This window comes from Harryflintia acetispora (assembly GCA_004340125.1).
Taxonomy (GTDB): Bacteria; Bacillota; Clostridia; order Oscillospirales; family Ruminococcaceae; genus Harryflintia; species Harryflintia acetispora.
Map to the genome: position 1 here is coordinate 133236 of SLUK01000002.1, position 24363 is coordinate 157598.

General features: G+C 59.8%; 18 protein-coding genes and 1 other RNA gene. 15 read left to right on the forward strand and 4 right to left on the reverse strand.

Going from position 1 to position 24363, the window contains the following annotated elements; all coding sequences use genetic code 11:
* Window positions 1–57: 57 nt before the first annotated feature.
* The 5 genes from EDD78_RS03280 to tpx all read left to right on the forward strand — a co-directional run bounded on the left by EDD78_RS03280 (window position 58) and on the right by tpx (window position 6487).
* Window positions 58–1965: an NAD(+) synthase gene (locus tag EDD78_RS03280; RefSeq protein ID WP_132083951.1), complete on the forward strand. Its 1908-nt coding sequence runs from the start codon at window positions 58–60 to the stop codon at window positions 1963–1965.
* Between the two features lie 352 nt (window positions 1966–2317).
* Window positions 2318–3793 carry an efflux RND transporter periplasmic adaptor subunit gene (locus EDD78_RS03285; RefSeq protein WP_079699460.1) on the forward strand — a complete coding sequence of 492 codons (1476 nt, stop codon included), beginning with the start codon at window positions 2318–2320 and terminating at the stop codon, window positions 3791–3793.
* Between the two features lie 87 nt (window positions 3794–3880).
* Window positions 3881–4621: an ABC transporter ATP-binding protein gene (locus EDD78_RS03290; protein ID WP_079699459.1), complete on the forward strand. Its 741-nt coding sequence runs from the start codon at window positions 3881–3883 to the stop codon at window positions 4619–4621.
* Entirely contained in the window at window positions 4608–5882 is a 1275-nt protein-coding gene (locus EDD78_RS03295; protein ID WP_079699458.1) for an ABC transporter permease, read from the forward strand. Before EDD78_RS03290 ends, EDD78_RS03295 begins: the two co-directional genes overlap by 14 nt.
* Window positions 5883–6046: 164 nt before the next feature.
* The gene (gene tpx, locus EDD78_RS03300) at window positions 6047–6487 is read left to right on the forward strand and encodes a thiol peroxidase (protein ID WP_286170694.1); all 441 of its coding nucleotides are present in this window, start codon (window positions 6047–6049) and stop codon (window positions 6485–6487) included.
* Window positions 6488–6688: 201 nt separating this feature from the next.
* Here tpx and dinB read toward each other — a convergent pair whose 3' ends face one another.
* Window positions 6689–7897, reverse strand: a complete 1209-nt coding sequence (gene dinB, locus EDD78_RS03305; RefSeq protein ID WP_434059178.1) for a DNA polymerase IV — start codon at window positions 7895–7897, stop codon at window positions 6689–6691.
* Between the two features lie 263 nt (window positions 7898–8160).
* On the opposite strand from dinB, the gene EDD78_RS03310 reads away from it, so the two are divergent.
* From EDD78_RS03310 to EDD78_RS03355, 10 genes are all read left to right on the forward strand, one after another.
* Window positions 8161–9519 (forward strand): catalase, encoded by a 1359-nt coding sequence (locus EDD78_RS03310; RefSeq protein WP_286170695.1) that lies wholly within the window; start codon window positions 8161–8163, stop codon window positions 9517–9519.
* 135 nt (window positions 9520–9654) lie between these two features.
* Entirely contained in the window at window positions 9655–10104 is a 450-nt protein-coding gene (locus tag EDD78_RS03315) for an RbsD/FucU domain-containing protein (protein ID WP_079699455.1), read from the forward strand.
* Window positions 10105–10296: 192 nt separating this feature from the next.
* Window positions 10297–12210, forward strand: a complete 1914-nt coding sequence (locus EDD78_RS03320; RefSeq protein ID WP_132083954.1) for a PfkB family carbohydrate kinase — start codon at window positions 10297–10299, stop codon at window positions 12208–12210.
* A gap of 50 nt (window positions 12211–12260) precedes the next feature.
* Window positions 12261–13607, forward strand: a complete 1347-nt coding sequence (locus EDD78_RS03325; RefSeq protein WP_165873092.1) for an ABC transporter substrate-binding protein — start codon at window positions 12261–12263, stop codon at window positions 13605–13607.
* A gap of 25 nt (window positions 13608–13632) precedes the next feature.
* Window positions 13633–14667: a nucleoside hydrolase gene (locus EDD78_RS03330; RefSeq protein ID WP_165873093.1), complete on the forward strand. Its 1035-nt coding sequence runs from the start codon at window positions 13633–13635 to the stop codon at window positions 14665–14667.
* A complete protein-coding gene (locus tag EDD78_RS03335; RefSeq protein WP_132083957.1) occupies window positions 14664–15656 on the forward strand; it encodes a nucleoside hydrolase in 993 nt (330 codons plus the stop codon). The genes EDD78_RS03330 and EDD78_RS03335 overlap by 4 nt, the downstream gene beginning before the upstream one ends.
* A 35-nt stretch (window positions 15657–15691) precedes the next feature.
* Window positions 15692–16591, forward strand: a complete 900-nt coding sequence (locus EDD78_RS03340; RefSeq protein ID WP_132083958.1) for a carbohydrate ABC transporter permease — start codon at window positions 15692–15694, stop codon at window positions 16589–16591.
* On the forward strand, window positions 16578–17420 hold the full coding sequence (locus EDD78_RS03345; RefSeq protein ID WP_286170696.1) for a carbohydrate ABC transporter permease: 843 nt from the start codon (window positions 16578–16580) through the stop codon (window positions 17418–17420). The genes EDD78_RS03340 and EDD78_RS03345 overlap by 14 nt, the downstream gene beginning before the upstream one ends.
* A gap of 11 nt (window positions 17421–17431) precedes the next feature.
* The gene (locus EDD78_RS03350; protein WP_207668646.1) at window positions 17432–18361 is read left to right on the forward strand and encodes a nucleoside hydrolase; all 930 of its coding nucleotides are present in this window, start codon (window positions 17432–17434) and stop codon (window positions 18359–18361) included.
* Complete coding sequence (locus tag EDD78_RS03355) at window positions 18358–19242, forward strand: ribokinase (RefSeq protein WP_132083961.1); 885 nt, start codon at window positions 18358–18360, stop codon at window positions 19240–19242. The genes EDD78_RS03350 and EDD78_RS03355 overlap by 4 nt, the downstream gene beginning before the upstream one ends.
* Window positions 19243–19312: 70 nt before the next feature.
* Here EDD78_RS03355 and EDD78_RS03360 read toward each other — a convergent pair whose 3' ends face one another.
* From EDD78_RS03360 to smpB, 3 genes are all read right to left on the reverse strand, one after another.
* The gene (locus tag EDD78_RS03360) at window positions 19313–23071 is read right to left on the reverse strand and encodes a diguanylate cyclase (RefSeq protein WP_132083962.1); all 3759 of its coding nucleotides are present in this window, start codon (window positions 23069–23071) and stop codon (window positions 19313–19315) included.
* Window positions 23072–23389: 318 nt separating this feature from the next.
* Window positions 23390–23781: a transfer-messenger RNA gene (gene ssrA / locus EDD78_RS03365) on the reverse strand.
* Window positions 23782–23842: 61 nt separating this feature from the next.
* A complete protein-coding gene (smpB, locus tag EDD78_RS03370; RefSeq protein WP_132083963.1) occupies window positions 23843–24307 on the reverse strand; it encodes an SsrA-binding protein SmpB in 465 nt (154 codons plus the stop codon).
* Window positions 24308–24363 lie beyond the last annotated feature (56 nt).

The following is a 24363-nucleotide window of genomic DNA, read 5'->3' on the forward strand; positions in this document are numbered from 1 at the left end:
GCCATTTTTATTGCTTCGTTCATGCTCAGCAATAAAAAAGAGAAATGGGGGAGCGGCATGAAGGACGGATTTATCAGGGTGGCGGCCGGCACGCCGAAAATCAGGGTGGCGGACTGCGATTATAACGCGGGCCAGGTGGTCGCGCTGGCAAAACAAGCGGATGAGCAAAACGTTAGGCTCCTATGTCTGCCCGAGCTGGTGCTCAGCGCTTATACCTGCTGCGACCTCTTTTTGCAGGACACCCTGCTGCGGGGCGCCCTTGACGCCCTGCGCCGGGTACTAAGGGAAACCCGGGAGCTGGAAACGGTCCTGGTGCTCGGACTGCCGCTGCAGGCGGCGGGCAAGCTCTATAACTGCGCCGCCGTCTGCCACAGGGGTGAATTGCTGGGGCTGGTTCCGAAGCGGTTTTTACCCAATTACGGCGAGTTTTACGAGGCACGGCTCTTCACTCCCTCGTCCGGGGAGAACAAAAGCTATTCCCTGGATGGGCGCCAGGTGCCCTTCGGCCCCAGGCTGCTTTTCTGCTGCGAGGAGATGGAGGATTTCTGCTTCGGGGTGGAAATCTGCGAGGACCTCTGGTCCTGCGCCCCGCCCTCGGTCGGGCACTGTGCGGCGGGGGCGCTGATGATCTGCAACCTGTCGGCCAGCGACGAGACCGTCGGCAAGGCGGATTACCGCCGGGCGCTGGTGGGCGGCCAGTCGGCGCGGCTGTGCTGCGGCTATCTCTATGCCGATGCGGGCGAGGGGGAATCCACCACCGACCTGGTCTTTGCCGGGCATAATCTGATCGCCGAGAACGGGGCGGTGCTCGCCGAGAGCGAGCGCTTTACCACCGGCCTGGTCATAAGCGAGGTGGACGTCTCCCGCCTCGCTTACGAGCGGCGGAGGCTGACCACCTTCCCGGCGCGGCAGGACGAGGGATACCTTAGGATTCCCTTCTCTCTGCCGCTCCACGAAACCACGCTCACCCGTCCGGTCAGCCCCTTCCCCTTTATTCCACAGGATCCGGCGGCGCTTCATGCCAACTGCGAAGACATCCTGCGCCTGCAGAGCGCGGGGCTCTGTCAGCGCCTCCTGCACACCGGCGCCAAATGCGCGGTGCTCGGCCTGTCGGGGGGCCTGGACTCCGCTTTGGCGCTGCTGGTGGCGGTGCGCGCGGCGGACTGGATGGGCGTGCCCCGCGCCTTCGTGCGGGCGGTGACCATGCCCTGCTTTGGCACCAGCGCGCGCACGCTGCAAAACGCGCATGCGCTCTGCGAAAGCCTCGGGGTGCCGCTGCGCGAAATCCCGATCACGCAGGCGGTGCGCCGTCATTTTGCCGACATCGGACAGGATGAGGAGCGCCGCGACGTGACCTATGAAAACGCCCAGGCGCGGGAGCGCACCCAGGTGCTGATGGACCTCGCCAACCAGCAGGGGGGACTGGTCATCGGCACCGGGGACCTCTCCGAGCTGGCGCTCGGCTGGGCGACCTATAACGGGGACCACATGTCGATGTACGCGGTGAACGCCTCGGTCCCCAAGACCCTGGTGCGCCATCTGGTGGCGCACGAGGCCGCCCGGATCGGCGGCAGGGCCGGGGAGGTGCTGCGCGACATCCTGGACACCCCGGTCAGCCCCGAGCTGCTGCCCGGCGGCGGGGAGGGGATCGTTCAGCGCACCGAGGAGCTCGTCGGGCCCTACGAGCTGCATGACTTCTTCCTCTACTATGCCATCCGCTGGGGTTTTGCGCCGCAAAAGGTGCTGCGCCTGGCCTGCCGCGCCTTTAAAGAAAAGTATCCGCGCGAAACCATCCTGCGTTGGCTCAAGGAGTTTTACCGGCGGTTTTTCGCCCAGCAGTTTAAGCGCTCCTGCCTGCCGGACGCGCCGAAGGTCGGCTCGGTCACCCTCTCCCCGAGGGGGGACTGGCGCATGCCCAGCGACGCTTCGGCTCGGCTTTGGCTCTCCCAGTTGGAGAATATGTGAAAAGGGTGAATCTTACATTTTTCTTAATCCTAAGTCTTCCCAGTATACTTTCCCCCTGTGATCCGATATAATGGGACAAGCGCAAAGGGCGCACAGAATTTCTTCAAACGCGGAATCGTTTTGGCGCCCTTTATGAAGTGCTGAAAGCTCTGCTTTCAGCACTTCCCGATGTATGCCCCCGGAAAGCGCCGTTTTATATTTTCAAAAATTTCACATATTTCTTTTGACAATCTCTTGACAGACTGGCGTAGAGATTGTATTATTGTACTACAGTGTTAATACAAATAATACGGATAGTACGAAGAGAAATCGGACGGCCCGGGCGGACCTGTAATAGAGAGGGAGAATCGACATGAAACTGAACCTGAAAAAGCCGAATTTTAAGTTTAAAAAGCCAAAGCTCAAAACGGTGCTGATCCTCTGTGCGGTGGTTGCGGTGGGTGGTTTTGCCGCCGTCAAGGTGATGGGGATGGGCAAATCCTCCGCCATGCCGGTCAGCGTGACGCCGCTGCAAAAGGGGAGCCTGCAGAATGTCATCAGCGCCTCCGGCACGGTGGAAAGCGCGGACGCCTCGTACATATATACCAAGCTGCAGAGCCCGGTGCTCAGGCTCAATGTCTCGGTGGGGGACCGCGTCAGCGAAGGGGACGTGCTCTGCGAGATGGACACCGAGGACCTCAAGCTGGACATCGCGCGCCAGCAGGCGTCGATCGCCAAGGCCCAGGCGGGCGACGAGCACAACATCGACGTCAGCCAAAAGCAGTACAACAACGCGAAAGACAACATTAAAAACGACCTCAACAGCGCCCTGATCAGCGCCGAGACCGAGCTCAAGGCCGCCAAGAAGGCGGCCGACAACGCGCAGGAGGCCTATGACGACGCCAAGGACGACTATGAGGACGCCAAGGACGACCACACCGTCGGCGATTCCGACTCGGATACCCTTACCGTCAAGCAGGCGCGCAAGCTCAAGGATGAGGCGGACCGCGCCTATTCCGACGCGCGCATGCGCTATGAAAACGCCAAGCGGCAGCGGGATGCGGCGATCAATGCGGCCAACCAGGAGCTCGAGGGATACGAGGATACCATCGAGGGGAACAAGATCGCGGCCGACCTGACCGCCGAGCAGCTCGAGCTGCAGAAGCTGAGAAGGGATTTGGAGGATTCGGTGATTACCTCCCCGATCAATGGCACGGTCACGGCGGTCTACGCCAAGGAGGGCGTGCCGGGCAACGGGCTGATGTTCGTGGTGGAGGACACCGACGCGCTGCAGATCAAGACCACGCTCAAGGAGTACGACATTGGCACGGTGCAGGAGGGGATGAGCGCCACCATCAAGGCGGACGCCACCGGCGAAGAGGAGTTCGAGGGCGCGGTCCGGCGGATCTATCCCGCGGCGATCAAGGCGGCGGACGGCACCACCAAGACCGACGGCACCGTGGAGTTCGAGACCGACGTGGAGCTGACCAGCAAGGGCACCGGGCTGCGCATCGGGATGAGCGTGCGGCTAAACATCCTCACTGCCAGCAAAGAGGACGTCTGGTCGGTCCCCTATGACGCGGTGACCCTGGGCGCAAGCGGGGAGGACATCGTCTATGTCGCCCGCCCCGGCACCGGGGAGCAGGCGGGCAAGACCGTCGCCGAGGCGGTCCCGGTCACCACCGGGATGGAGACCGATTTCGACGTCGAGATCGCTGCCGAGGGGCTGAAGGACGGCGACCAGATCATCTCCGATCCGACCGGGATCGCGCCCGGTATGGAAATCATGGTCCTGCCCGCGATGGGCGGCATGGCGGGCGATATGGCCGGCGCCATGGCGGAGGGTTAAGTTTGAAAGATAAATCTTTCAAACTCACAGAATTGCGCCTTGGCAGGGCCAAAAACGGCACAATTCCTGAAAGGAATGACCACAACAATGGAAGAAGAGATCATGACCCCCCAGGATGAAAATATAATCATCGACATGAAGGGGATTTATAAGCGCTTTTACATCGGGCAGCCCAACGAGCTGGAGATCCTGCGCGGGATCGACCTGCGGGTAAAGAAGGGGGAATTCCTCTCCATCGTGGGGGCATCCGGTTCGGGCAAGAGCACCCTGATGAACATCATCGGGGCGCTGGACAGGGCGACCGAGGGAGACTATGTGCTCGACGGGGTGCAGATGCGGGACGTGCCGGACAGCCAGCTTTCGAGCATCCGTAACCGCAAGATCGGGTTCGTTTTCCAGACCTTCAACCTGATCCCGCGCACCAGCGCCCTGAGCAACGTCGAACTGCCCATGCTCTACGCCGGGATGTCCGGCGGCGAGCGCGCAAGGCGCGCCAAGGAGCTGCTCGAACTGGTGGAGATGGGCGACCGCATGAAGCATATGCCCAGCGAGCTGTCGGGCGGGCAGAAGCAGCGCGTCGCGATCGCGAGGGCGATGGCCAACGACCCGGCGATCATTTTGGCCGACGAGCCGACCGGCGCGCTGGATTCGGCCACCGGACGGCTGGTGATGGACCTGTTCCACCGGCTGCACCGCGAGCAGGGCAAGACCATCGTGCTCATTACCCATAACCCCGAGCTGGCGGCCGAGACCGAGCATATTGTGACCATCAGCGACGGGCGGATCGTCAGCCGCCAGCAGGGGGGTGAAGTGCGTGCAGCTGTTTGAGAATATCACCCTGGCGATCAACGGCCTGCGCTCCAATAAGATGCGCGCGCTGCTGACCATGCTGGGGATCATCATCGGGATCGGCTCGGTGATCGCCATCGTCACGGTGGGCGACGCGATGACCGGCTCGGTGGAGAGCGTCTTCAACGACATGGGCGCCAACAGCATCCAGCTCTACATTTCCGACAAGCCGGACGAATATGGCAACACCGACTGGAACCGTCCCTATGCCAATGAGGATTATATCAGCCAGGAGATGATCGACGCCTACCTCGAGCGCTTCAGCGAAGAGATTGCGGCCTGGGCGGTCACCGACAGCGTGGGTCCCGGGCAGATCGCAGCGGGCAGGCGGGAGTCAAACGTCTATATCTACGGCACCAATGCGGGGGCGCTGGCCATCCAGAATATCGACGTGGTAGCCGGGCACGACCTCAACGAGCGCGAGGTCAAGGGGGAAAAGAACGCGGCGGTGGTTTCCAGCGCGGTGATCGAAAAGCTCTTCCCCAATCTGACGCCGCAGCAGGCGCTGGGGCAGGAGGTCAAGGTGCGGGTCTCCAAGGGGATGTACACCTTCACCATCGTGGGGGTCTATAACTATGAGGTGACCGGCTTCGCGGCCAGCATGACGGGCGACACCACCCGCCAGATGTTCATCCCCGTGGGGGTGGCCAAGAAGATGATGACCGGGGACGATGTGCCGGATGGCTATTACGCCCTACAGGTCAAGGGCACGTCCAAGGTGACCGACGTGCAAAAGTTTGCCGAACGCTCGGAGCAGTTTTTTAACCGTACCTTCTACCGCGGCAACAAATATGTCGAAATCTATGCGCAGAACATGGACAGCATGATCCAGCAGATGACCGGCATGATGGGCACCATGAAGCTGGCGATCTCGGTCATCGCGGCGATTTCGCTCCTGGTGGGCGGGATCGGGGTGATGAACATCATGCTCGTCTCGGTGACCGAGCGTACCCGCGAGATCGGCACGCGCAAGGCGCTGGGCGCCAAGAACAGTGCGATCCGGGTGCAGTTCATCGTCGAATCGATCATCATCTGTATGATCGGCGGGGTGATCGGGGTGCTCACCGGCACCACGCTCGGAAGGCTTGGATCGGTGCTGCTGGGCTCGCCCGGCTGGCCGTCGCTGCTCTCCGTGTTCGTGGCGGTCGGTTTCTCGATGGCCATCGGCGTCTTCTTCGGCTACTATCCGGCCAACAAGGCGGCAAAGCTCGATCCCATCGAGGCGCTGCGTTACGAATAAAAAACAAACAAATAGCAAAAGAGACGGGAAACTCCCGTCTCTTTTTGTATGCCCGGCGGCCCCGGAGTGCAGAATAAAGACAGAACCATTACAAGGAGGCCGGAAGATGAACATTACCTTTAAAGGCAAGCAAGCCGTTGACCCTTTTGGGAAGCCCGTTGCAGGTGGGGGAAAAGCTGCCGCCCTGTACTTTAACCGACAGTGAGCTGCGCCCGGTGCGGGAAGAGGAGCTCAAGTCCCCGGCGGTGCTGCTCACCGTCCCTTCGCTGGACACCGGAGTCTGCGACGAGGAAGTGCGCCGCTTCAATGAAAAGGCCGCCGCGCTGCCTGGCGCGCAGGTCTATGCGGTCAGCATGGACTTGCCCTTTGCGCAGGCGCGCTGGTGCGCCGCCGCAGGGATCGAGCAGGTCCAGACGCTTTCAGACTACCGGGAGCGCAGCTTTGGCAAAGCGAGCGGGACGCTGATCGAGGAGCTCATGCTGCTCACCCGGGCGGTGTTCCTGCTGGACCGGGAAGGGAGGATCACCTATACCGAGTATGTGCCCGAGGTCACCGACCATCCGAACTATGAGCGCATCTATGGCGAGCTGGAAAAATTGTTATAATGAAGAACGGACGGAGAAAACTCCGTCCGTTCTTTGTCTGCGCGCCAATTTTGCAGGAGCCAGTGCCCCGGAAATAATATTTGCTTCGATCCACGCACCCGCAGGGGTGCGACCTTGAACGTGGGCCGTGTCCAGACCCCCACGCTGTTTCGATCCACGCACCCGCAAGGGTGCGACCTTGTGAGCTGATACCGTGGCCCCTCAGTCCACTCCAATGTCGTTTTTAAGCACCGAAGCGGGCTTCACGACCCCCTTGCCGTATTTGTTCTGCACCTTGTCCAGCGAGCGGTCGAGCGCCTCGAGCCTGAGGCGGCCACCGCTTTGTTCAAACATATTCAGCTGCTCGCCGGTGTCCTCGGGCACCAGCGAGATGGCGGTCACGGCCAGCAGCCGGATCGGATCGCGCAGCTTCCAGGATTTCTGGATCAGCTCCATCGCGGTACTGTAGATTTCCCGGGTGATGTTGGTCGGATGCTGCAGCTGGGTCTGCCGGTCCCGCACGTTAAACTGCGGGTCCTTGATGGTGACCTGCACCCCGTAGCATTTGAGCGCATGCTTGCGCAGCCGGTAGCCGACCAGGGAGGACAGGGAGATCACCCCGGTGCGGATATCCTCGAGCCCCACCAAATTGCGCCGGAAGGTGGTGGAGTTGCCGATCGACTTGATCTCGTCCGGGTCGTCGATATGCCGCACCGGTTCATTTTCCAGTCCGTTTACATACCGGTAGAGGGTGCCGCCCTGCTTGCCCAGCAGCCCGCGCAGATCGTCCTCCTCCAGCTTCGCCAAGTCCCCGATGGTCTTGATCCCGTACCGTTCCAGCTTCTCCTCGGTCGCTTGGCCGACGAAGAGCAGGCTGCCCACCGGCATGGGATAGAGGATCTGCCGCCAGTTCTGCCGGTCCAGCACGGTGGTGGCGTCCGGCTTTTTCATGTCGCTGCCCATCTTGGCGAACACCTTGCAAAACGAAACCCCCACCGACACGCTAAGTCCCAGCTCCCGCTTGACGGTGGCGCGGATGTCGTCCGCAATGGTTTTCCCGTCTCCGAAGAGCTGCTGGCTGCCGGTCACATCCAGCCAGGACTCGTCGATCGAAAAGGGCTCCACCTGGTCGGTGTACCGCTGATAAATTTCATTGACCTTGACCGAATACTCGGCGTATAGGTCGTGATGGGGCGGCAGCAGCTGCAGCCCCGGGCATTTACGCCTGGCCTGCCAGACGGTTTCGGCCGTCTGCACGCCGTACTTCTTGGCGGCCTCATTCTTGGCCAGGATGATCCCGTGGCGGCTTAGCGGGTCCCCGCAGACGGCGGTGGGCACCTTCTGCAGCTCGGGATGGGACAGCAGCTCGACGCTGCAATAAAAGGCGTTCAGGTCGCAGTGCAGGATGACGCGTTCTCGCAAGGCGCTCACCTCCTTTCCTATAAAAATTGTAGCAGCTGCAAAAAGAAATGGCAATAGAAGAAATTGGTTTTGTGTGTGATTCGCCGCGGTTTTCCCGCATAAGAATGAAGGAGAGAAATTTGTGCGGCCGCGCGCCGCAACGAATCAGCGAGGGGAGTACCGATATGCACGATGAATCGGCTTTTTTAGAGATGATGCAGCGTTACAACCGAGAGTTGCTACAATTGCAGCAGCGGGCGCGCCCCGGGGGACAGCAAACGGAGGATGTTCCCTTGCCGCCCGACCCCAATCCGGGCGGCGGCTGTGCGCCGGCGGTGCCGGGCAACCACTCCCAGACGGTGGGGGACGACGGTCCGGTCCTGGTGCAGGACGGCATTTTGCATGAACGCCTGGAGACCTTTGTCCACCAGAAGGGGATCGAGCGGGCGGTTCATACCAAGGGCTACGGGGCGCTGGGTACCTTTCAGACCTACCAGTCGATGCGCGAGTACACCAAGGCGGCCTTTTTACAGGGCGCCGGGAGGCGCACCAAGGTGTTGGTACGCTTCTCGCTGGCGGTATCAAACCGGGGCACGCCGGACACCGCCCGCAACGTCCACGGCTTCGCCACACGGTTTTATACCGACGAGGGAAACTTTGACATTGTGGGCAACCATATCCCGGTCTTCTTCATCCGGGATGCCATGCGCTTCCCCGAGACCATTGCGGCGCTCTCGCCCTCGCCGCAGAGTAATCTGGCCGACCCGGGCCGCTTTTGGGATTACCTCGCCCGCACGCCGGAGGGCACGCATATGCTCACCTGGCTCTATTCGGACGTGGGTACCCTTGCAAGCGTGAGGCATATGCGGGGCTTCGGGATCAATACCTTCGTCTGGGTCAACGCGGAGGGACGGCGCCGGTATATCAAATACCACTGGATTCCGCTGGCAGGGGAGGAATACCTCGACCGCCAGCAGGCGGGGGAGCTCGCCGCCAAGGACCCGGACGCCGCGGCGCGGGACCTCTACGACGCCCTTGCAAACGGGGAGGCGGTGGAGTACGAGCTCTGCGTGCAGATGATGGACCCCTGCGACGCACAGACGCTGCCTTTCGACCCGCTCGACGACACCAAGGTGTGGAGCGAGGAAAGCTATCCGCTCATACCGGTGGGGAAGATGACGCTGGACCAGAACCCTGAGGACTATAAGACCCAGGTTGAGCAGGCCGCCTTTTCCCCGGCAAACCTGGTGGAGGGGATCGAGCTTTCGGCCGACAAGATGCTCCAGGGCCGCTCCTTCATCTATTGGGACGCCCAGCGCCGCCGCCTGGGTCCTGATTTTCGCGGTATTCCGGTCAACCGCCAGCAGGGTGGGTGGAGCCCCCAAAAAATGGTCACCAGTGGGCAAGGACTTCCCGTTGCCGGGGAATTGGTGCGGGCGGACATCCAGAAGCCTGACGATTTTACACAGGCGGGAGAGCGCTACCGCTCCCTGTCTGCCGACTGGCAGGAGAGGCTGGTGGACAACATCGCAAGCGAGCTCTATTTGGCCTCGCAGTCGGCGCAGGAATGCGTGCTCGGCTACCTGTCGGCGGCGGATGCCGGGTTTGGCGAGCGGGTGCGCGCGCGCATGGAGGAATACAAGCAGAAATAGGATCGGTATGCACAATTTGCCTTGCCCTTTTGGAGGCCGGGTAGTATAATAAGAAGCGGACAGGTACCGTGATTTTGACGTTCTGGCTGTGGGCGAAAGCCAGTGGCCAAATAAATATGACGGAGGTTTCAATCTATGCTCAAGAACATTCCGACCTGCATGTCCCCCGACCTGCTGCGCGCGCTGTGCGCCATCGGTCATGGCTCGAAGATCATGATCTGCGACGGCAACTGCGACATCAAAACGCTGGGCCATCCGGACGCGTTTCGCATCCGTGTGGACGGGGTAGGCGGCGCCGAAATTTTAAAGGCGATCCTGGACCTGATCCCGCTGGACGATTACATCGACAATTCGGTGCGCATCTGCAAGACCGACAACGGGATCCCCGCTCCGGGCGTCTGGAAGAAATATGAAGAGATCGTCAGGAACAGCGAGGAATATGCCAAACTTCCGAACGGGATCGACTATCAGGACGGCAAGGAGTTCTGGTCGGTCGCGCCCGAGCTCGACCTGGTGATTGGCACCGGCGAAGAGGATATTTACGGGAACATCTTCGTGCAGAAGGGCGTCATCCGCAAGAAATAAGCAATCGCGTTGCTGTTGGTATGCGGGCTATAGATTACATCTATAGCCCGCATACTTTTTTGTTTGTTGCCGTCTGTTAAAGAAATTGTGGAAAATAATAATAAAAACAATTGACAATTCGACAAAATAATATATAATTTGATATAGGAAATAGTTTTAGGAAAAAGATTTCTCAAATATTGGAGCTGTGACATGAACATCAAAGACATCGCGAAGCTGGCCGGCGTGTCGGCGGCTACCGTTTCCAAGATCATCAACCATAAGGATGCGGGGATCAGCCCCGAGACGCGGGAACGGGTGCAAAAATTGGTCAAGGAGTATCAATACACCCCTTATGCCGGAGTCAAGGCGGAACAGAACAGCTATACCATTGCGCTCCTTTCGGATTTTGACAGCCCGGCGCACGAGGCGCTCATGCGCGGGACCGAGCGGGCCCTCAGCGAAAACGGGTACAGTCTCCTGGTCCTCAATTTGGCGGGCGGGAGCGAAAGGGAACTAAAATCTTTGCAGATCGCTTCCTCACGCAACCTCAACGGAGTGATCTTTTTTGGGAGCCAAAGCCCTTGTGCAGCCAGTATAGAGGCTCTGCGCAAGCTGCGCCTGCCGGTCATGCTGCTGGGGGTGGGGGAGAAGGTGCCCCGTTTTTTACAGGCCGGCCTGGATGTCGCGAAGGCGGCCCGTCTGGGGGTGCGGCAGCTCGCGCAGCAGGGGCACGAGCGGATCGGCTGTCTGCTCGAGGGGGAGGGTCCCTTTGCGCAGCAAATGCTAAACGGCTACATTTACTACGGTTATGAGCATAAGCTGCGCTACGACAAAAAATATGTCTACCGCAGCTTTTCGGGGGTCGAAAATGGGAAGGCGGGGCTGGAGGATTTGGTCCGCAAGGGGGTCACCGCCCTTTTCTGCCAGAACGAGGAGATCGCCGCCGGCGTCTATCAGGCGGCCGAAATCGCGGGCCTGAGCATTCCGGAGGACCTGTCTGTTGCCTGCCTCACCGCCCGTATGAGTTTGCCCTTCTTTCATCCGGCGCTGTGTGCGGTCCGCCTGCCGGTACAGGAGCTCGGCGAATACGCCGCGCGCTGCCTGATCGAGTGGATCGAGCGGGGCGACAAAACCGGGCTGCAGCCCTTTGAAGCGGCAGCGCAGCTGCTGCCGGGAGGCAGCGTGGCGGCGCCGAAGCAGTCTGCCAAGGCGCGGCAAAAGATCGTGGTCGTCGGCAGCATGAACATGGACGTCATGATCCGGGTGCCGGATTTCCCGCGGCCGGGAGAGACGGTGCTCTCACCCTCGGTGAACCTGGTACCGGGCGGAAAGGGCGCCAACCAGGCGGCCGGGGTCGGCAAGCTGGGCGGGAACGTCTGGATGATCGGAAAGATCGGGAACGACCGCGAGGGGAAACTGCTCTACCAGTCCCTGTATGACAACAATGTCAATATGGATGGAGTGACGATCGACGATGCGCGCGCCACCGGGAAGGCATATATCACCGTGACCGGCGCGGGCGAGAGCACCATCGTGGTCTATCCGGGGGCGAACGGGAAGCTCTCGGCGGTTTACCTGCGGCAGAACGTCAATCTGTTCGACCATGCGAAGTACTGCCTGCTGCCGACCGAGAACCCGCCTGAGGTGATCGACTGCGCCATCCGCATCGCCCGCAATCGGGGCGTTCGGGTCATCATGAAGCCGGCCGCGGTGGACCGGCTGGATTCGCAGCTGCTGAGCGGCCTCTTCCTGCTGGTGCCCAACGAGAAGGAGATCGGCCTGCTCTGCCCGGGTTTGGACACGATCGAGGAGAAGGCAAAGCATTTTCTTAAACGGGGGGTTGAAAACGTTATTATAACGCTGGGGGAGCGCGGCTGCGTATTGTGCAACCAGCAGGAGACGACCCATTTTAAGGCGGCAAATTTTCATCCGGTGGATACGACGGGAGCAGCGGACTGCTTCATCGGCGCGCTGGCAGTCTCCCTTTCAGAGGGGAATGGCCTGCACGCGGCGATCCGGTTCGCGACCTTTGCGGCCGGGATCAGCATCACCCGTGAGGGGGTGCAGCCCGCGCTGCCCGACCGCGCTGCCCTGTCGGTCTATGCGGATGAGATTTATGAATAATGGAAGGAAGCAAGTGGACCGGACCGTGAAAAGAAGGATGGGTGAAAGAAATGAAGGCAAGCTCTGTTTGGCCGTCTGTTCTCGCCTTGCTGGTGTTGGCGGGGATGCTGTGCAGCTGTTCTGCGAAGGATGGGGGAGGCACTTCTGCCCCGGGCGGGGAATCCTCCGGGCAAAGTAAGGGCTCCCAGGAAAAAGCCATCACCTGCATGTTCTACTCCGACGTTTGGGCGGACTATCTCTACGAGATCAACGATGCCTTTACCGGGGAGTCGGGGATTGCCGTCAACATGGAGTATTACCCGTTCGACCAGTTCTTCGAGCTGGTGGAGGTCAAGCTCAGCTCCGGCAGCTCGGACTATGACGTGATCCATGTCGACGTGCCCATGGTGGCGGCCTATGCCAACCGGGATTATATCCTGCCGATGGACGAGTATTATTCGGACGAGGAAAAGGAGATGTTCCTCGAAAGCGCGCTCACGGCCGGCACCTGGGACGGCAAGCTCATGGCCCCGCCGATGGAAACCTCTTCACAGGTGCTGTTCTATAACAGGGACCTGCTGGACCAGGCCGGAGTAGCATACCCGTCCGCCAAGGTCGAGGACCGCATGACCTATGAGCAGCTCTACTCTTTGGCAGAGCAGGTCCAGAAAGCGGTCGATCCCGACGGCACCAAGTCGATCAGCGGCTTCATGTTCGAGCAGATCAACCGTCCCTATCAAATCCTCGCCATGCCAAACGCCTTGGGAGCCCCTTCGATCGGGGAGGATGGCTTTACCGTGGAGGGCGTTCTAAATTCCGACCCCTGGATTCAGGCGATGACGGTGTATCAGGAGGCCTTCGAGCGCAGGATTTCCCTGCGCGGGATTTCGGCCGACGAAGTGCCCAGCCTCTTCTCGAGCGGCAAGGTTGCCTTCATGGTCGGCGGGACCTGGGTGGTGGATACCCTCAAGGAGATCGGGATTGAGCATTTTGGCTTCGCCGCCCATCCCTACTTTGAAGGGCATGATCCCGCTACCCCGACCGGCAGCTGGCACTATGGCATTCCGAAGAACGCCAAAAATCCCGGCGATGCGGCGGCCTTTATCCGTTATATGACCATCGGCGGCGGGCACGACATGCTGATGAGCGGCTTCCCGGCCCTGCCCGCGACCTACCGCAACCTGAAAAGGATCGAGGAGGCTGAGCAGACCGACGACTTTACCGGAAACGTTATGAAGATCGCAGCTTACGAGGCGCTTAATACCGGTGTTCCCCGCCCGGTTACTCCCGGCTATACCGAGTATGAAAACGTGGTGGGCGCGGCCATGGAGGATATTTCCAACGGGGCCGACGTCACCGAGGCGCTCAACGGCGCGGTGGACCAGCTCAATTCTGCGTTCCAGAAGTACAAAAAGTAAACTTGACGGAAAGGCGGTGTACTTGTTGGAAGAAGGAAAGAAATGTCCGGAAAAGGTCATTTTCCTGATCAATACGGAATTCGACAGCGCGGCGGCCCTGGCGCTGCTTTTGGGAAATCCGAGGTGGCAGGTTCTGGGGATCGTGGCGTCGGCGGGGAAGGTTTCGTCCCGGGTGTCGGCGGAAAACCTGTTGCGGCTGCTGGGCGCGCTGAAGCTGCCAATAGCGGTCTACCCCGGCATGGAACAGTCCCTTTGCGCCGACTTGGACCCGCTGCGCAAGCAGCTGGAACCCCTGCCCCGGGGCTGGCCCTCTGAGGAGGCGCTGCGCTTTGATGATGGGTTCCTGCCCAATGCCACACCCGGCATGCAGTTTTGCATGCTGCAAAAGAAGCCGGCGGCAATCTTTTTGGTCGAGGCGCTGGAAAGCGCCGCCGGGCAGGTTTCGATCCTTTCCCTCGGCCCGCTGACCGACCTTGCCTGCGCGCTGAAACTTGCGCCTGGTCTGGAAAAGAAGATCGGCAGGCTCGTTATCCTGGGCGGCGGACACCGCTATAGCGATATTTCCTGCGCGGCCGAGGCGAACTTCCGCTTCGACCCCGAGGCCGGGGCAACCGTGATGGGCAGCCCGGTAGACAAGCTGCTGGTTCCTCTGGACTGCGGCTATTCCTGTTGCCTGACGAGGGGCCGTCTCGGGCGGCTCACCGCGCGGGGAGGGGTGCGTGCACAGCTTTTTGAGGCGCTGTGCACCCCGCTCTTCCCTTTATATCGGGCGCTTGGCGGCATGGGTGAAAAAGGTGGGATTCCCCTCAAGGCGGTGGCCGCCGCCTGTGCCTTCGCAAACGAGGCGGTGCTCGCCTCGCCCCTGCCCTACAGTGTGGACGTGGACTTTGGCGGCGGGCTCGCGGACGGGCAGACGGTGTTCGATACCCGGCGCATCTTTGAGGATTATAACTGCCGCACAGCCTTTTCGCTCGACTGTGCCAGGATGGAAGAGACGCTGGAAGGGCTGCTGTCCGAAGGGATAAGAGGCCAATCTGGGAGAGGGGAGGAGAGGGCATGAGTGAAAAACGCCAGTTGATCCTGGACGTCGATACCGGGACGGACGACGCCATCGCCATCATGGCGGCGCTGCTCTCGCCCGAGTTCGAGGTGCTGGGGATCTGCACGGTGAGCGGGAACCTCCCGCTGGCGAATACGACTGAAAACACCCTGCGGGTGGTGAGCCTGCTCGCCCCGCAGGTCCCGGTGATCCGGGGCTGCGCCGGGCCGATCGTGCGGGATTTGGACCCGCGCCGCAAGTACTGCGACAACGAGGAGGTGCTCGAGGACGAGGACGGCAACCGGATCGCCTTCCACGTCGAGGAGTTTGACGGTCTGCCGCCGGCAAGGATTGCCCCGGCCCCGACCAACGCGGTGTGCTGGATGGTAGAAACCCTGCGTGCGGCGACAAAGAAGGTCGACCTGGTACTGGTGGGGCCGCTGACCAATTTTGCGCTCGCGCTGCGGGCCGATCCGTCCATCGTCGAGCATGTCGGGCAGATCGTCATCATGGGAGGCGGCTGCGAAGAGCGCAATTCCACCTCGGCGGCCGAGTTCAATTTCTTCATGGATCCCGAGGCGGCCCAGATCGTGCTGGGATGTGGGGCGAAGATCGTGCTCGTCACCCTGGACGCCACCCACCATGCGGTACTCTGTGGCGAAGACGTGCAAAGGATGCGCTCCTGGCGCACGACGGTGGGGGATTTCGTTGCCCAGATCACCAGTGAGCGGATCAAGGCATACACCCTGTTCCAACCGCTGTTTAAGCCGGACAGCGCTTCGATGCACGATGCGCTCTGTATCCTCTATCTGCTCGACGGGAGTGTTATCACCAAGACGCGCCTTCTCCCGGTCAGTGTGGATTTTTACGGCGGCGCGTCGGATGGGCGCTCGGTGATGGACACGAGGAGCGTGCCCGCCAGGGCGCCCAACTGCACGGTCTGCCTGGGAACAGACGATGAGAAGTTTTCCAGAATGCTACTGGACATTCTGGGGCGGGCAAAGGGGTGATCCCTGATAACATACGGCGGCGGAGGGAACCGGCTATGAAAGCAAGACGAATCGGCAGGACGGTGCTGCCCTATATACTGATTACGCCTGCCATTGTACTGATTGTGTACTTTAAAATCTACCCGATCTGCAATACCTTTCTCGACAGCCTGACCTATGATGGGAGCCTGTCTCTGGGGAATTTTTCCACCCTCTTTGGGGACAAGTATTTCTGGGATTCCCTTTTGGTCACGGTGAAATTCAATCTGATTCTGACGCCCCTGCAAATTTTCCTGGCCCTTTTGGTCTCGCTGCTGGTCAACGCCGATGTGCGGGGGATCGGGGCGTTTCGCACCATCTTTTATCTTCCGGCTACCATGTCGACCGCGGTGGCGGCCATTATCTGGAACACCATGCTCAACCCGAACAGCGGGGTAATCAACAGCCTGCTCGGGATGCTCCAGATTCCGCCGCAGCCGTTTCTGACCAGCAGCAGCCAGGCAATCTACTGCATCATGCTCATCACCACCTGGATCGGGGTGGGCTACTGGATGATGTTCCTGCTCGCGGGACTCAAGAATGTGGACCGGGCCGTCTATGAGTCGGCCCGGGTGGACGGGGCCGGCTGGCTGACCATCACCTTAAAGATCACCATCCCGATGATCCGGCGCACACTGGCGTTTGTGCTGATCGCGGACACCACCATCAACCTTTTGATGTTCGCCCCCATGCAGATCATCACCAGCGGCGGGCCGCAGCGCAGCACGGCGGTACTGATGTATGAGGCCTATAAATCCTATTTCCTCTATGTCGACAAGGGCCGGGGAGATGCGATCGTGGCGGTGCTGCTGCTGATCATCGCGTTTGTATGCGCCGTGCAGTTTTTACTGATCAATGACCGAGGCGAGAAGCCGGGAAAGGCAGGGAAGGGGGGCGCCGGCTGTGAAAAGGTATAGGAAGCTCAAAACCGTATTGATCTATCTGGGGCTTTGCCTGATCGCCATTCTCACCCTGTTCCCGCTCTTTTACGCCGTCGCCTCCTCTCTGCGCAGCGACACGGAAATCTTTCAGTACGCCATGCCCTTTACACTGAGGACCCTGCTGCCGGTCCGGCCCACGGGGAACGCTTACCGGGAAATCTTTCTCAAATATGAGTTTTACCGGCCCGTCTTCAATACCGTCGTGGTCTCGGCGGCGGCCATCCTGTTTGGGTGCCTTATCAACAGCGTGGCGGCCTACGGCTTTGCCTGCTATGAATTCCGCTTCCAAAAGCCGCTCTACGCCCTGGTGCTCTTTTCCTTCATGATCCCCTTTGAATCGATCACCATTCCGTTGTATACTGTAGTGGACGGATTGGGTTGGGTGGATACCTTTGCCGGGATCGTTGTCCCGAGTATAGCCGACGGATTGGTGCTTTTCCTGTTCACCCAGTTCTTTTCCGACTTTCCCCAGAGCCTGTTCGAGGCGGCCCGGGTGGACGGGGCGACCTGGGCGGATTCGTTCTTCCGGATTCTGGTGCCGCTCTCGGTACCGGTGTTCATCACCGCCAGCCTGATGATTTTCATGACGCACTGGAATTCCTACCTCTGGCCGCTGCTGATTGCGCGCTCGCCCGACGTCCGGCTGATCCAGGTGGCGCTCTCCGACTTCAGGGGGGCCCATACCACCGAGTGGTCCAACCTCTATGCGGCCTCAACCGTCTCGGCATTGCTGCCCCTTTTGCTGTTCTTCCCCTTCCAGAAGTATTTCGTCCAGGGGATCACCAGCTCGGGGATCAAAGGATAAGGAGGATGAAGATGACGGACGCATTTCTCGTTTCACGCCTTGTCCCGCCCACCGGGCGGGTCAGCGCCGTGATGGATACCGATACCTACAATGAGGTGGACGACCAGTTCGCCCTGGCCTACGCCCTTCTCTCCGCGGAAAGGGTCAATCTTAAGGCCATCTATGCGGCTCCGTTTCTCAACGAGCGCAGCAGCTGTGCTGCCGACGGGATGGAGAAAAGCCTTCATGAGATTGAAAACGTTTTAAAACTGATGGGCCGCACCGATGATATTCCCTGCTTTGAGGGCTCAAGAAGCTTTATGCTGGATCCCAAAACGCCGATTGAGAGCCCGGCGGCACAGGACCTCGTGGAGCGGGCGCTCGCCCAAACCGGGGAAGACCCGCTCTATGTGATTGCCATCGGCGCGCCGACCAACATCGCCAGCGCGTTGCTGCTGGAACCAAAAATCGCGGAGCATATCGTGGTGCTCTGGCTGGGCGGGCACGCGCTGGAATACGAAAACACGGAGGAGTTCAACCTCTTCCAGGACATCCACGCCTCGCGCACCTTGTTGGACATGGAGGTGCCGCTGGTTCTTTTTCCCTGCGAGGGGGTCGCCAGCCGGCTTTGCACCACCGTGCCGGAGCTGCGGTTTTATCTGGAGGGCAGGAATCAACTGGGGAGCTACCTGTGCGACATTGTGGAGCACTATGAGGAGAACGCCTACGGCTGGTCCAAGGTGATTTGGGACGTGATCACGGTGGCCTGGCTGGTAAACGCCGATTGGGTGCCCACGGCGCTGATGTCAAGCCCCATTCTGACCGACCAGTTTACTTGGAGCTTTGACCCTCGCCGCCACCTGATCCGGGTCGCCCGCTTCGTGGAACGGGACGCGGTTTTCGCCGACCTCTTTCACAAAATCAGCGGTATGACATCAGGGAAAGGCCGTGCTCAGGGATGAAGATACTCAATTTCGGTTCGCTCAACATCGATCACGTCTATCAGGTCGGGCATATCGTGCGGGAAGGGGAGACCATCCGCGCAAAGGAGCTGCGCCACTTCGCGGGCGGGAAGGGGTTCAATCAGTCCATCGCCTTGGCACGCGCCGGCGCACAGGTCTTCCACGCGGGCTGCGTGGGGGAGGACGGCGACCACCTGTGCGGGCTGCTGCGGGAGAACGGGGTGGACACCCGGTACATTAAAACTGTCAATACGCCGACCGGCAACGCGGTGATCCAGGTGGACGAGCACGGGCAGAACAGCATTGTCGTCTACGGCGGGGCGAACCACGAAATCGGCCGGGAACAGATTGAAAGGACGCTGTCGGATTTTTCACCCGGGGATTGGCTGCTGCTGCAAAACGAGATCAGTGAAATCCCTTATTTGATCGAGTTGGGCTGTCGAAAGGGCTTAAAAATCGCACTCAACCCTTCGCCGTTCGACAGGGGTATGCTCGGCCTCCCGCTCGAGAACCTCAGCCTTCTCTTTGTCAACGAGGTGGAGGCGGCGCAAATGACGGGCTTTGACGGCGGCGACGTGGAAGAGATCGTCACACAGCTGGGAGCGGTGCTGCCCGGCAGCGGGATCGTGCTGACGCTGGGGGAGCGCGGATCGGTCTATCTTCACGATGGGCAGGCCGTCTACCAAAGGAGCTTCCCCGCCAAGGCGGTGGATACCACGGCGGCGGGGGACACCTTTACCGGGTATTTCCTGGCCGCCGTCCTGCAAGGGCAAACGCCGCAAGCGGCGATGGAGCTGGCATCCAGAGCCTCGGCGCTCGCGGTCTCCCGGCCGGGGGCCTATCCCTCAATTCCCTGGAAAGAAGAGCTGCAAGCAAATTAGCAGGAAAATGTCAACCAAAAAAGCGAGGCGGTTTCCCGCCTCGCTTTTTTGCCCTCCTTGCCGGTAGAGATTATGGACGGCTTGGATCGGCATCCTTATATTTTGCGATGTCATAGCAGGCCAGCAGGCAGGCGTCCTGCCCGTCCCAGCGGATCATGCAGGCGTTGGCCATCGACCAGATGTGCAGGACGGGATTATAGATTTCCAGCTCCTGGTGGCGCAGGCGCCGGATGCCGCGTGCTGGGCAGCTTTCACAGGGGGATCCCCTGTGGAAAAACGCCTCGTAGCAGCGCATGCCCGGCTTGGTGCCGGGTGCAGCGTCTAAGGTTTTCGCATTGATGTACTGCAAGGCGAAGCTGTCCGGGTCGATCACATAGAGCCAGGCGTTCTGGTTATCCAGCACCATCTCAAGGTTTTGCGCGGCCGCCAGCGCACGGTCCTGCGCGCGCTTCTTGAGCAGGAAGGTGGAGAGCAGCTCGGAGATGAAGGTGAGCGCATCAATCTGGTTCTGGGTCCACATCCGCAGAATTTTGCAGTCGTCGAACCCGACGAAGCCCACGAATTTGCCGCCGTCGCGCACCGCGCACTGCAGCAGCGAACGGATCCCCTGGCTTTCCAGCAGGGTATACTGCTCCCGGGGGAGCTTAGCGATGTCCCGGCAGTAGAAGATTCCATTTTCGTCAAAGTTCCTCTGATAGCTTTCCCCCAGGTCGTGGTACTCGACGCGCTGCAGATTATCGATCTCCGGCCGGATTCCCTCGTTGCACCATTCAAAGGTGTTTTTGCACCAGGAGCCGTCCTCGGAGTTCTCGAAGATGTAGACCCGGCTGACGTTATATTTGCACCCCGCCATCTCCAAAATGGCGTTGATCGCCGTCTGGGCGTCGCCCGATTCATACAGCAGCTTGAAGGCCTGCGGCACGATGCTGTCAACGCTGAAATCGGCCGCGCCGTCCGATTCGATCCGGGTGCCCGAGGTGTGCTGCTGGGCGCCCGCGCCAAAAATATTTGACATGGTTCTCTTGTCGTAGAGTGCGAAGCGGTCCTTGCCGCTGAGCTTGGCCTGGTACAGCGCCCGGTCGCAGTGCTGGAACAGGGACTGATAGTCGGCCCCGTCCTGCGGACAGCGGGAGATGCCCACGCTGCAGGTCAACCGGCAGTCCCACATGTCGTCCTGGAACATGTCGCGCAGGGCTTCGACGATCCGCTGCGCCATGCTTTCCAGCCAGGCGTCATCCGAGCCATAGCGCAGGAAGACCAGGAATTCGTCCCCGCCGAACCGGGCGACGATGTCCGCGGCGCGGAATAGTGTCTTCAGGCAGGAGGCCGCCTTGGCCAGTACGGCGTCCCCGAACATGTGGCCGTGCAGGTCGTTGACCAGCTTGAAGTTGTCCAGGTCGATGATCAGCATGGCGAAGCGGTCCTCGGGGGCGCGGCCCTTGAGCGTGCGCTTGATCGCCTCCCCGGCGGCCATCTTGGTGTAAAGCTCGGTGAGGGTGTCCTGCTCCGCCTTGTGCGTGAGCTCCTGGAACCGGCGCTTCTCGCCGTCGATGTCCAAAATGACCCCCACCACCCGCACCGGCTTCTTGTCGCTGCCGAACTGGGTGGTGGCGCGGATGCGGCACCACAGGTATTTCCCGTCCGCCTTGGCCAGGCGCACCTCGGCCTCCCCGTAGGGGGCCCCTGCGGCGATGCTCTCCATCAGGCGCAAAAAGCCGGGCACGTCGTCCGGGAAGAGATGGGAGGCGGTCTGGGCCGTTTCCCGGGTCAGGTGGGTGAGGGGTTTGTAGCCGAATTTTGCCTCCCAGTTGGCGGAGTAGCTAAACTCCCAGGTGGACAGGTCCCCTTCAAAGATGATGTCGTTGGTCTGCTCCTGGATGATCTGATAGCGCTCCATGCTCAGGCGCAGCGCCTCCTGCGCCTGCTTGATCTGGGTGATGTCGGTCAGCACACAGTTGAGGTACTCCCGCCCATCGCTTCCCATGAGCAGCTGGTACTTTTCCAGCACCCACACCGCCTGGCCCTGCCGGGAGACGATCCGGTATTCTAACTCCTGCGCGCTGCCGCAGGAGAGCTGGTCGCGGTATTGGCGCAGGACGCCCTGCCGGTCGTCGGGATGGATCATCTCGAGGTACCGGTTATGGAAGCGTTCCTCAAGCTCCTTTTTGCTGTAACCGAACAGTACGATAAAGCCTTCGTTGACATAGGTCATGGTGAACCAGCGGTCGTTAAGACACTGCTGCACCCCGACCATCAGGTTCTGGGTCGTGGGGATGTCGGCCGTCCCGTCAAAGGAAGAGGCGGGGCTCTCGGCCTGGTCCAGCTGTTTCCAGACGATCAGCGCCTTGTGATGTTTGGGGTTGTCGAGGTCGACCCGCAGCGCGGTCCCCTCATACCAGACGTATTCCCCCGAGGCGTGGTGGAAGATGCGGTATTTGCGCGAGCGCTTCATCAGCCCGCTGCTGAAGAAGTCCTCGATATACTTGTCCAAAATTTCCAGCACCAGCGGCCGGTCGTCGGGATGGACGGCGTGTTCGGCGAAGGCGTGGAGCGATTCGGCGAAGGTGTTGCCGGAGCGCAGGTCCAGAAAGTCCTCGCTCTGCTGATGGACCAGATGGTAGACCCCGCTGTCGAAGTCCACCTCCATGACGGTGGATTCCAGATAGCGCAGCAGCGCCAGGTATTTCATCTGCCCGAGCTCGGGCAGGTTCTTGATATTGCCCAGTTGGATAGGGGGATGCTCCGGCAGCCTCTCGAAGGCGGAGCGCGGCGCCAGCCCGTCGGAATAGCTGCTCGAGAGCTCATAGAAATCCTCCCGCACATTTTTCAGGCATTCCAGGAGCTTCGGGGAGAAGGCGCCGCACTCCCCGTTTAAAATCATGGTGATCGCCTGCTCGGAGGGGATTTCCTTCTTATATACCCGGTCGGTGGTCAGCGCGTCATAGGCGTCGGCAATCCCCACCGCCTGCGCGCAGATGGGGGTGTTGTCCCCCTTGAGCCCCTCGGGATAGCCCTTGCCATCCCAGCGCTCGTGATGGTAGCGGCAGATGTTGTAGGCGTAGCGCAGATATTCCGTATCGCTCATGCGGTCCAACCCGGAGAGAATTTCGCAGCCCTTGATTGTATGGGATTTCATGATCTCGAACTCCTCGTCCGAGAGCGGGCCGGGCTTGTTGAGGATGGTGTCGGGGATCGAGATTTTTCCAATATCGTGCAGGGCGGCCGCCTCCGCGATCACGCCGATGGCGTGATCGTCCAGGTCGTATTCCGGGCAGAAGCGCGCGACGTTCTGCAGCAGCACCTTGGTGAACATTCTAATACGCAGCACATGCTGCCCGGTTTCGGCGCTGCGGTGCTCGATCACCGAGGAAAGGGTGTCCATAATGACGTCGCGCGATTCGCGAAGCTTGGCCGCCTGCTCCTCGACCATCTCCTCGAGGTGCATCTTGTGCCGGTTGAGCTCCACCGCGTTCTGCACCCGCCGGCGGACCACATGCGGCTCAAAGGGCTTCAGAATGATGTCCGCCGCGCCTAAATCAAAGGCGCGCACCTCGTTCTCCATCGAATCCTCCGAGGTGATCACCACGACGGGGATACTGGCCATCAGGCCGTTTTGGGACAGCTCCGCCATGACCTGATAGCCGCTTTTGATCGGCATGACCAGGTCCAGCAGGACGGCGGCGAGCGAATCGTGGTACTGCTTGATCAGCATAATGGCCTGTTCGCCGTTTTCCGCCTCCAGCAAATTATATTCCTGTTCAAAGAGAGCCCGCAGGATGGCACGGTTGATCTCCATGTCATCGACGATCAAAAGGGTGTCGCGGTTCATGACTGTCCTTTCCGGGGGGCGCTGAACGCCAAAAATTAATGTGGAGCTGTTAGAACGGTATCCATATTCTAGTATACTATTTTGTCCCCTGTCTTACAAGAGAATTATCCGATTTCACGGATGGAGGCCGTATGGGATGGGGTTATATGATTACCATTTCATTAAGACAGGACGCGTTATTTATCGCAAATAAAAAATAGCTCTTCGATCTATTTTTTAAATTTTTATGGCCGACCTACGGTCATAGCCATTTTTATTGCTTCGCATGCGCTCAGCAATAAAAAACCGCTTAAACATCACGTTTAAGCGGTTTTTAGCTGGTGGAGGCGAGGGGAGTTGAACCCCTGTCCGAAAACCCATTCACATGAACCTCTCCGAGTGCAGTTTGTCGTTTAAGTTTCCCCAAGGCCGCCGACGACAAACAAACTGCGGCCCCAGGTAGCTCCTAATACGCTAATCAGCCCGGAGCGCTGCTAAAAAGCGTTGACCACTAAAATGACACCCTATCTATGCCCGTGGTAAAACACAGCAGGATGGGCCGCAATACTGCGGCGCAGTAAACTCAAACTACGCAGCTACCGCCATGTTGTTGAAGTTTACTTTTCTAACGTTATTGTTAGCGTTTATTTTAGGTTGCGGATTTTATACAGGTTCCGCACCTGTACTCGCTGTCCATGCTTCAAAGCCCCCGTCGAAACCGGTACGCCCCCATGTTTCGATGGAACACTTAGTATACCACAGTTTGAGAGAAGAATCCAGTCCAAACGCGGCTTAGAAATTTTTCTGCTTCATCGCCCGGTCGATGTCCCGCTTGGCATCCCGCTCGGCCATGTCGCTGCGCTTATCGTAAAGTTTCTTGCCTTTACAGAGTCCGAGCTCCAATTTAACCTTGGAATTTCGGAAATAGAGGGAGAGGGGGATCAGGGTATAGCCTTGCTGCTTCATCTTACCGAAGAGGGAAAGAATCTCCCGCCGGTGCATGAGCAGCCTGCGCACCCGCAGAGGATCACGGTTGAAGATATTACCCTTTTCATAGGGGCTGATGTGCATCTGCTTGATGAAAAGTTCGCCGTTTTCGATGTCGCACCAGGCGTCTTTAAGATTGACCTGGCCCTGCCGCAGAGACTTGACCTCGGTCCCGTACAGTTCGATCCCCGCTTCAAAGGCGTCCTCCACAAAATAGTCGTGGCGGGCCTTCTTGTTGACGGCGATCGTCTTGGTTCCCTTTTTGTCCATACGGCAGCACCTCCTGTCAATTAAGATCATGATCGGTTGCACACGGCTTTATACGC

Excerpts from the sequence above, each read along its gene's own strand:
- EDD78_RS03355 (WP_132083961.1), top strand. The coding sequence starts at position 18,358 with ATGAAGATACTCAATTTCGGTTCGCTCAACATCGATCACGTCTATCAG.
- EDD78_RS03290 (WP_079699459.1), top strand. The coding sequence starts at position 3,881 with ATGGAAGAAGAGATCATGACCCCCCAGGATGAAAATATAATCATCGAC.
- EDD78_RS03320 (WP_132083954.1), top strand. The coding sequence starts at position 10,297 with ATGAACATCAAAGACATCGCGAAGCTGGCCGGCGTGTCGGCGGCTACC.
- EDD78_RS03315 (WP_079699455.1), top strand. The coding sequence starts at position 9,655 with ATGCTCAAGAACATTCCGACCTGCATGTCCCCCGACCTGCTGCGCGCG.
- smpB (WP_132083963.1), bottom strand. The coding sequence starts at position 24,307 with ATGGACAAAAAGGGAACCAAGACGATCGCCGTCAACAAGAAGGCCCGC.
- EDD78_RS03325 (WP_165873092.1), top strand. The coding sequence starts at position 12,261 with ATGAAGGCAAGCTCTGTTTGGCCGTCTGTTCTCGCCTTGCTGGTGTTG.
- EDD78_RS03335 (WP_132083957.1), top strand. The coding sequence starts at position 14,664 with ATGAGTGAAAAACGCCAGTTGATCCTGGACGTCGATACCGGGACGGAC.
- EDD78_RS03350 (WP_207668646.1), top strand. The coding sequence starts at position 17,432 with ATGACGGACGCATTTCTCGTTTCACGCCTTGTCCCGCCCACCGGGCGG.
- EDD78_RS03285 (WP_079699460.1), top strand. The coding sequence starts at position 2,318 with ATGAAACTGAACCTGAAAAAGCCGAATTTTAAGTTTAAAAAGCCAAAG.
- EDD78_RS03280 (WP_132083951.1), top strand. The coding sequence starts at position 58 with ATGAAGGACGGATTTATCAGGGTGGCGGCCGGCACGCCGAAAATCAGG.
- EDD78_RS03360 (WP_132083962.1), bottom strand. The coding sequence starts at position 23,071 with ATGAACCGCGACACCCTTTTGATCGTCGATGACATGGAGATCAACCGT.
- EDD78_RS03340 (WP_132083958.1), top strand. The coding sequence starts at position 15,692 with ATGAAAGCAAGACGAATCGGCAGGACGGTGCTGCCCTATATACTGATT.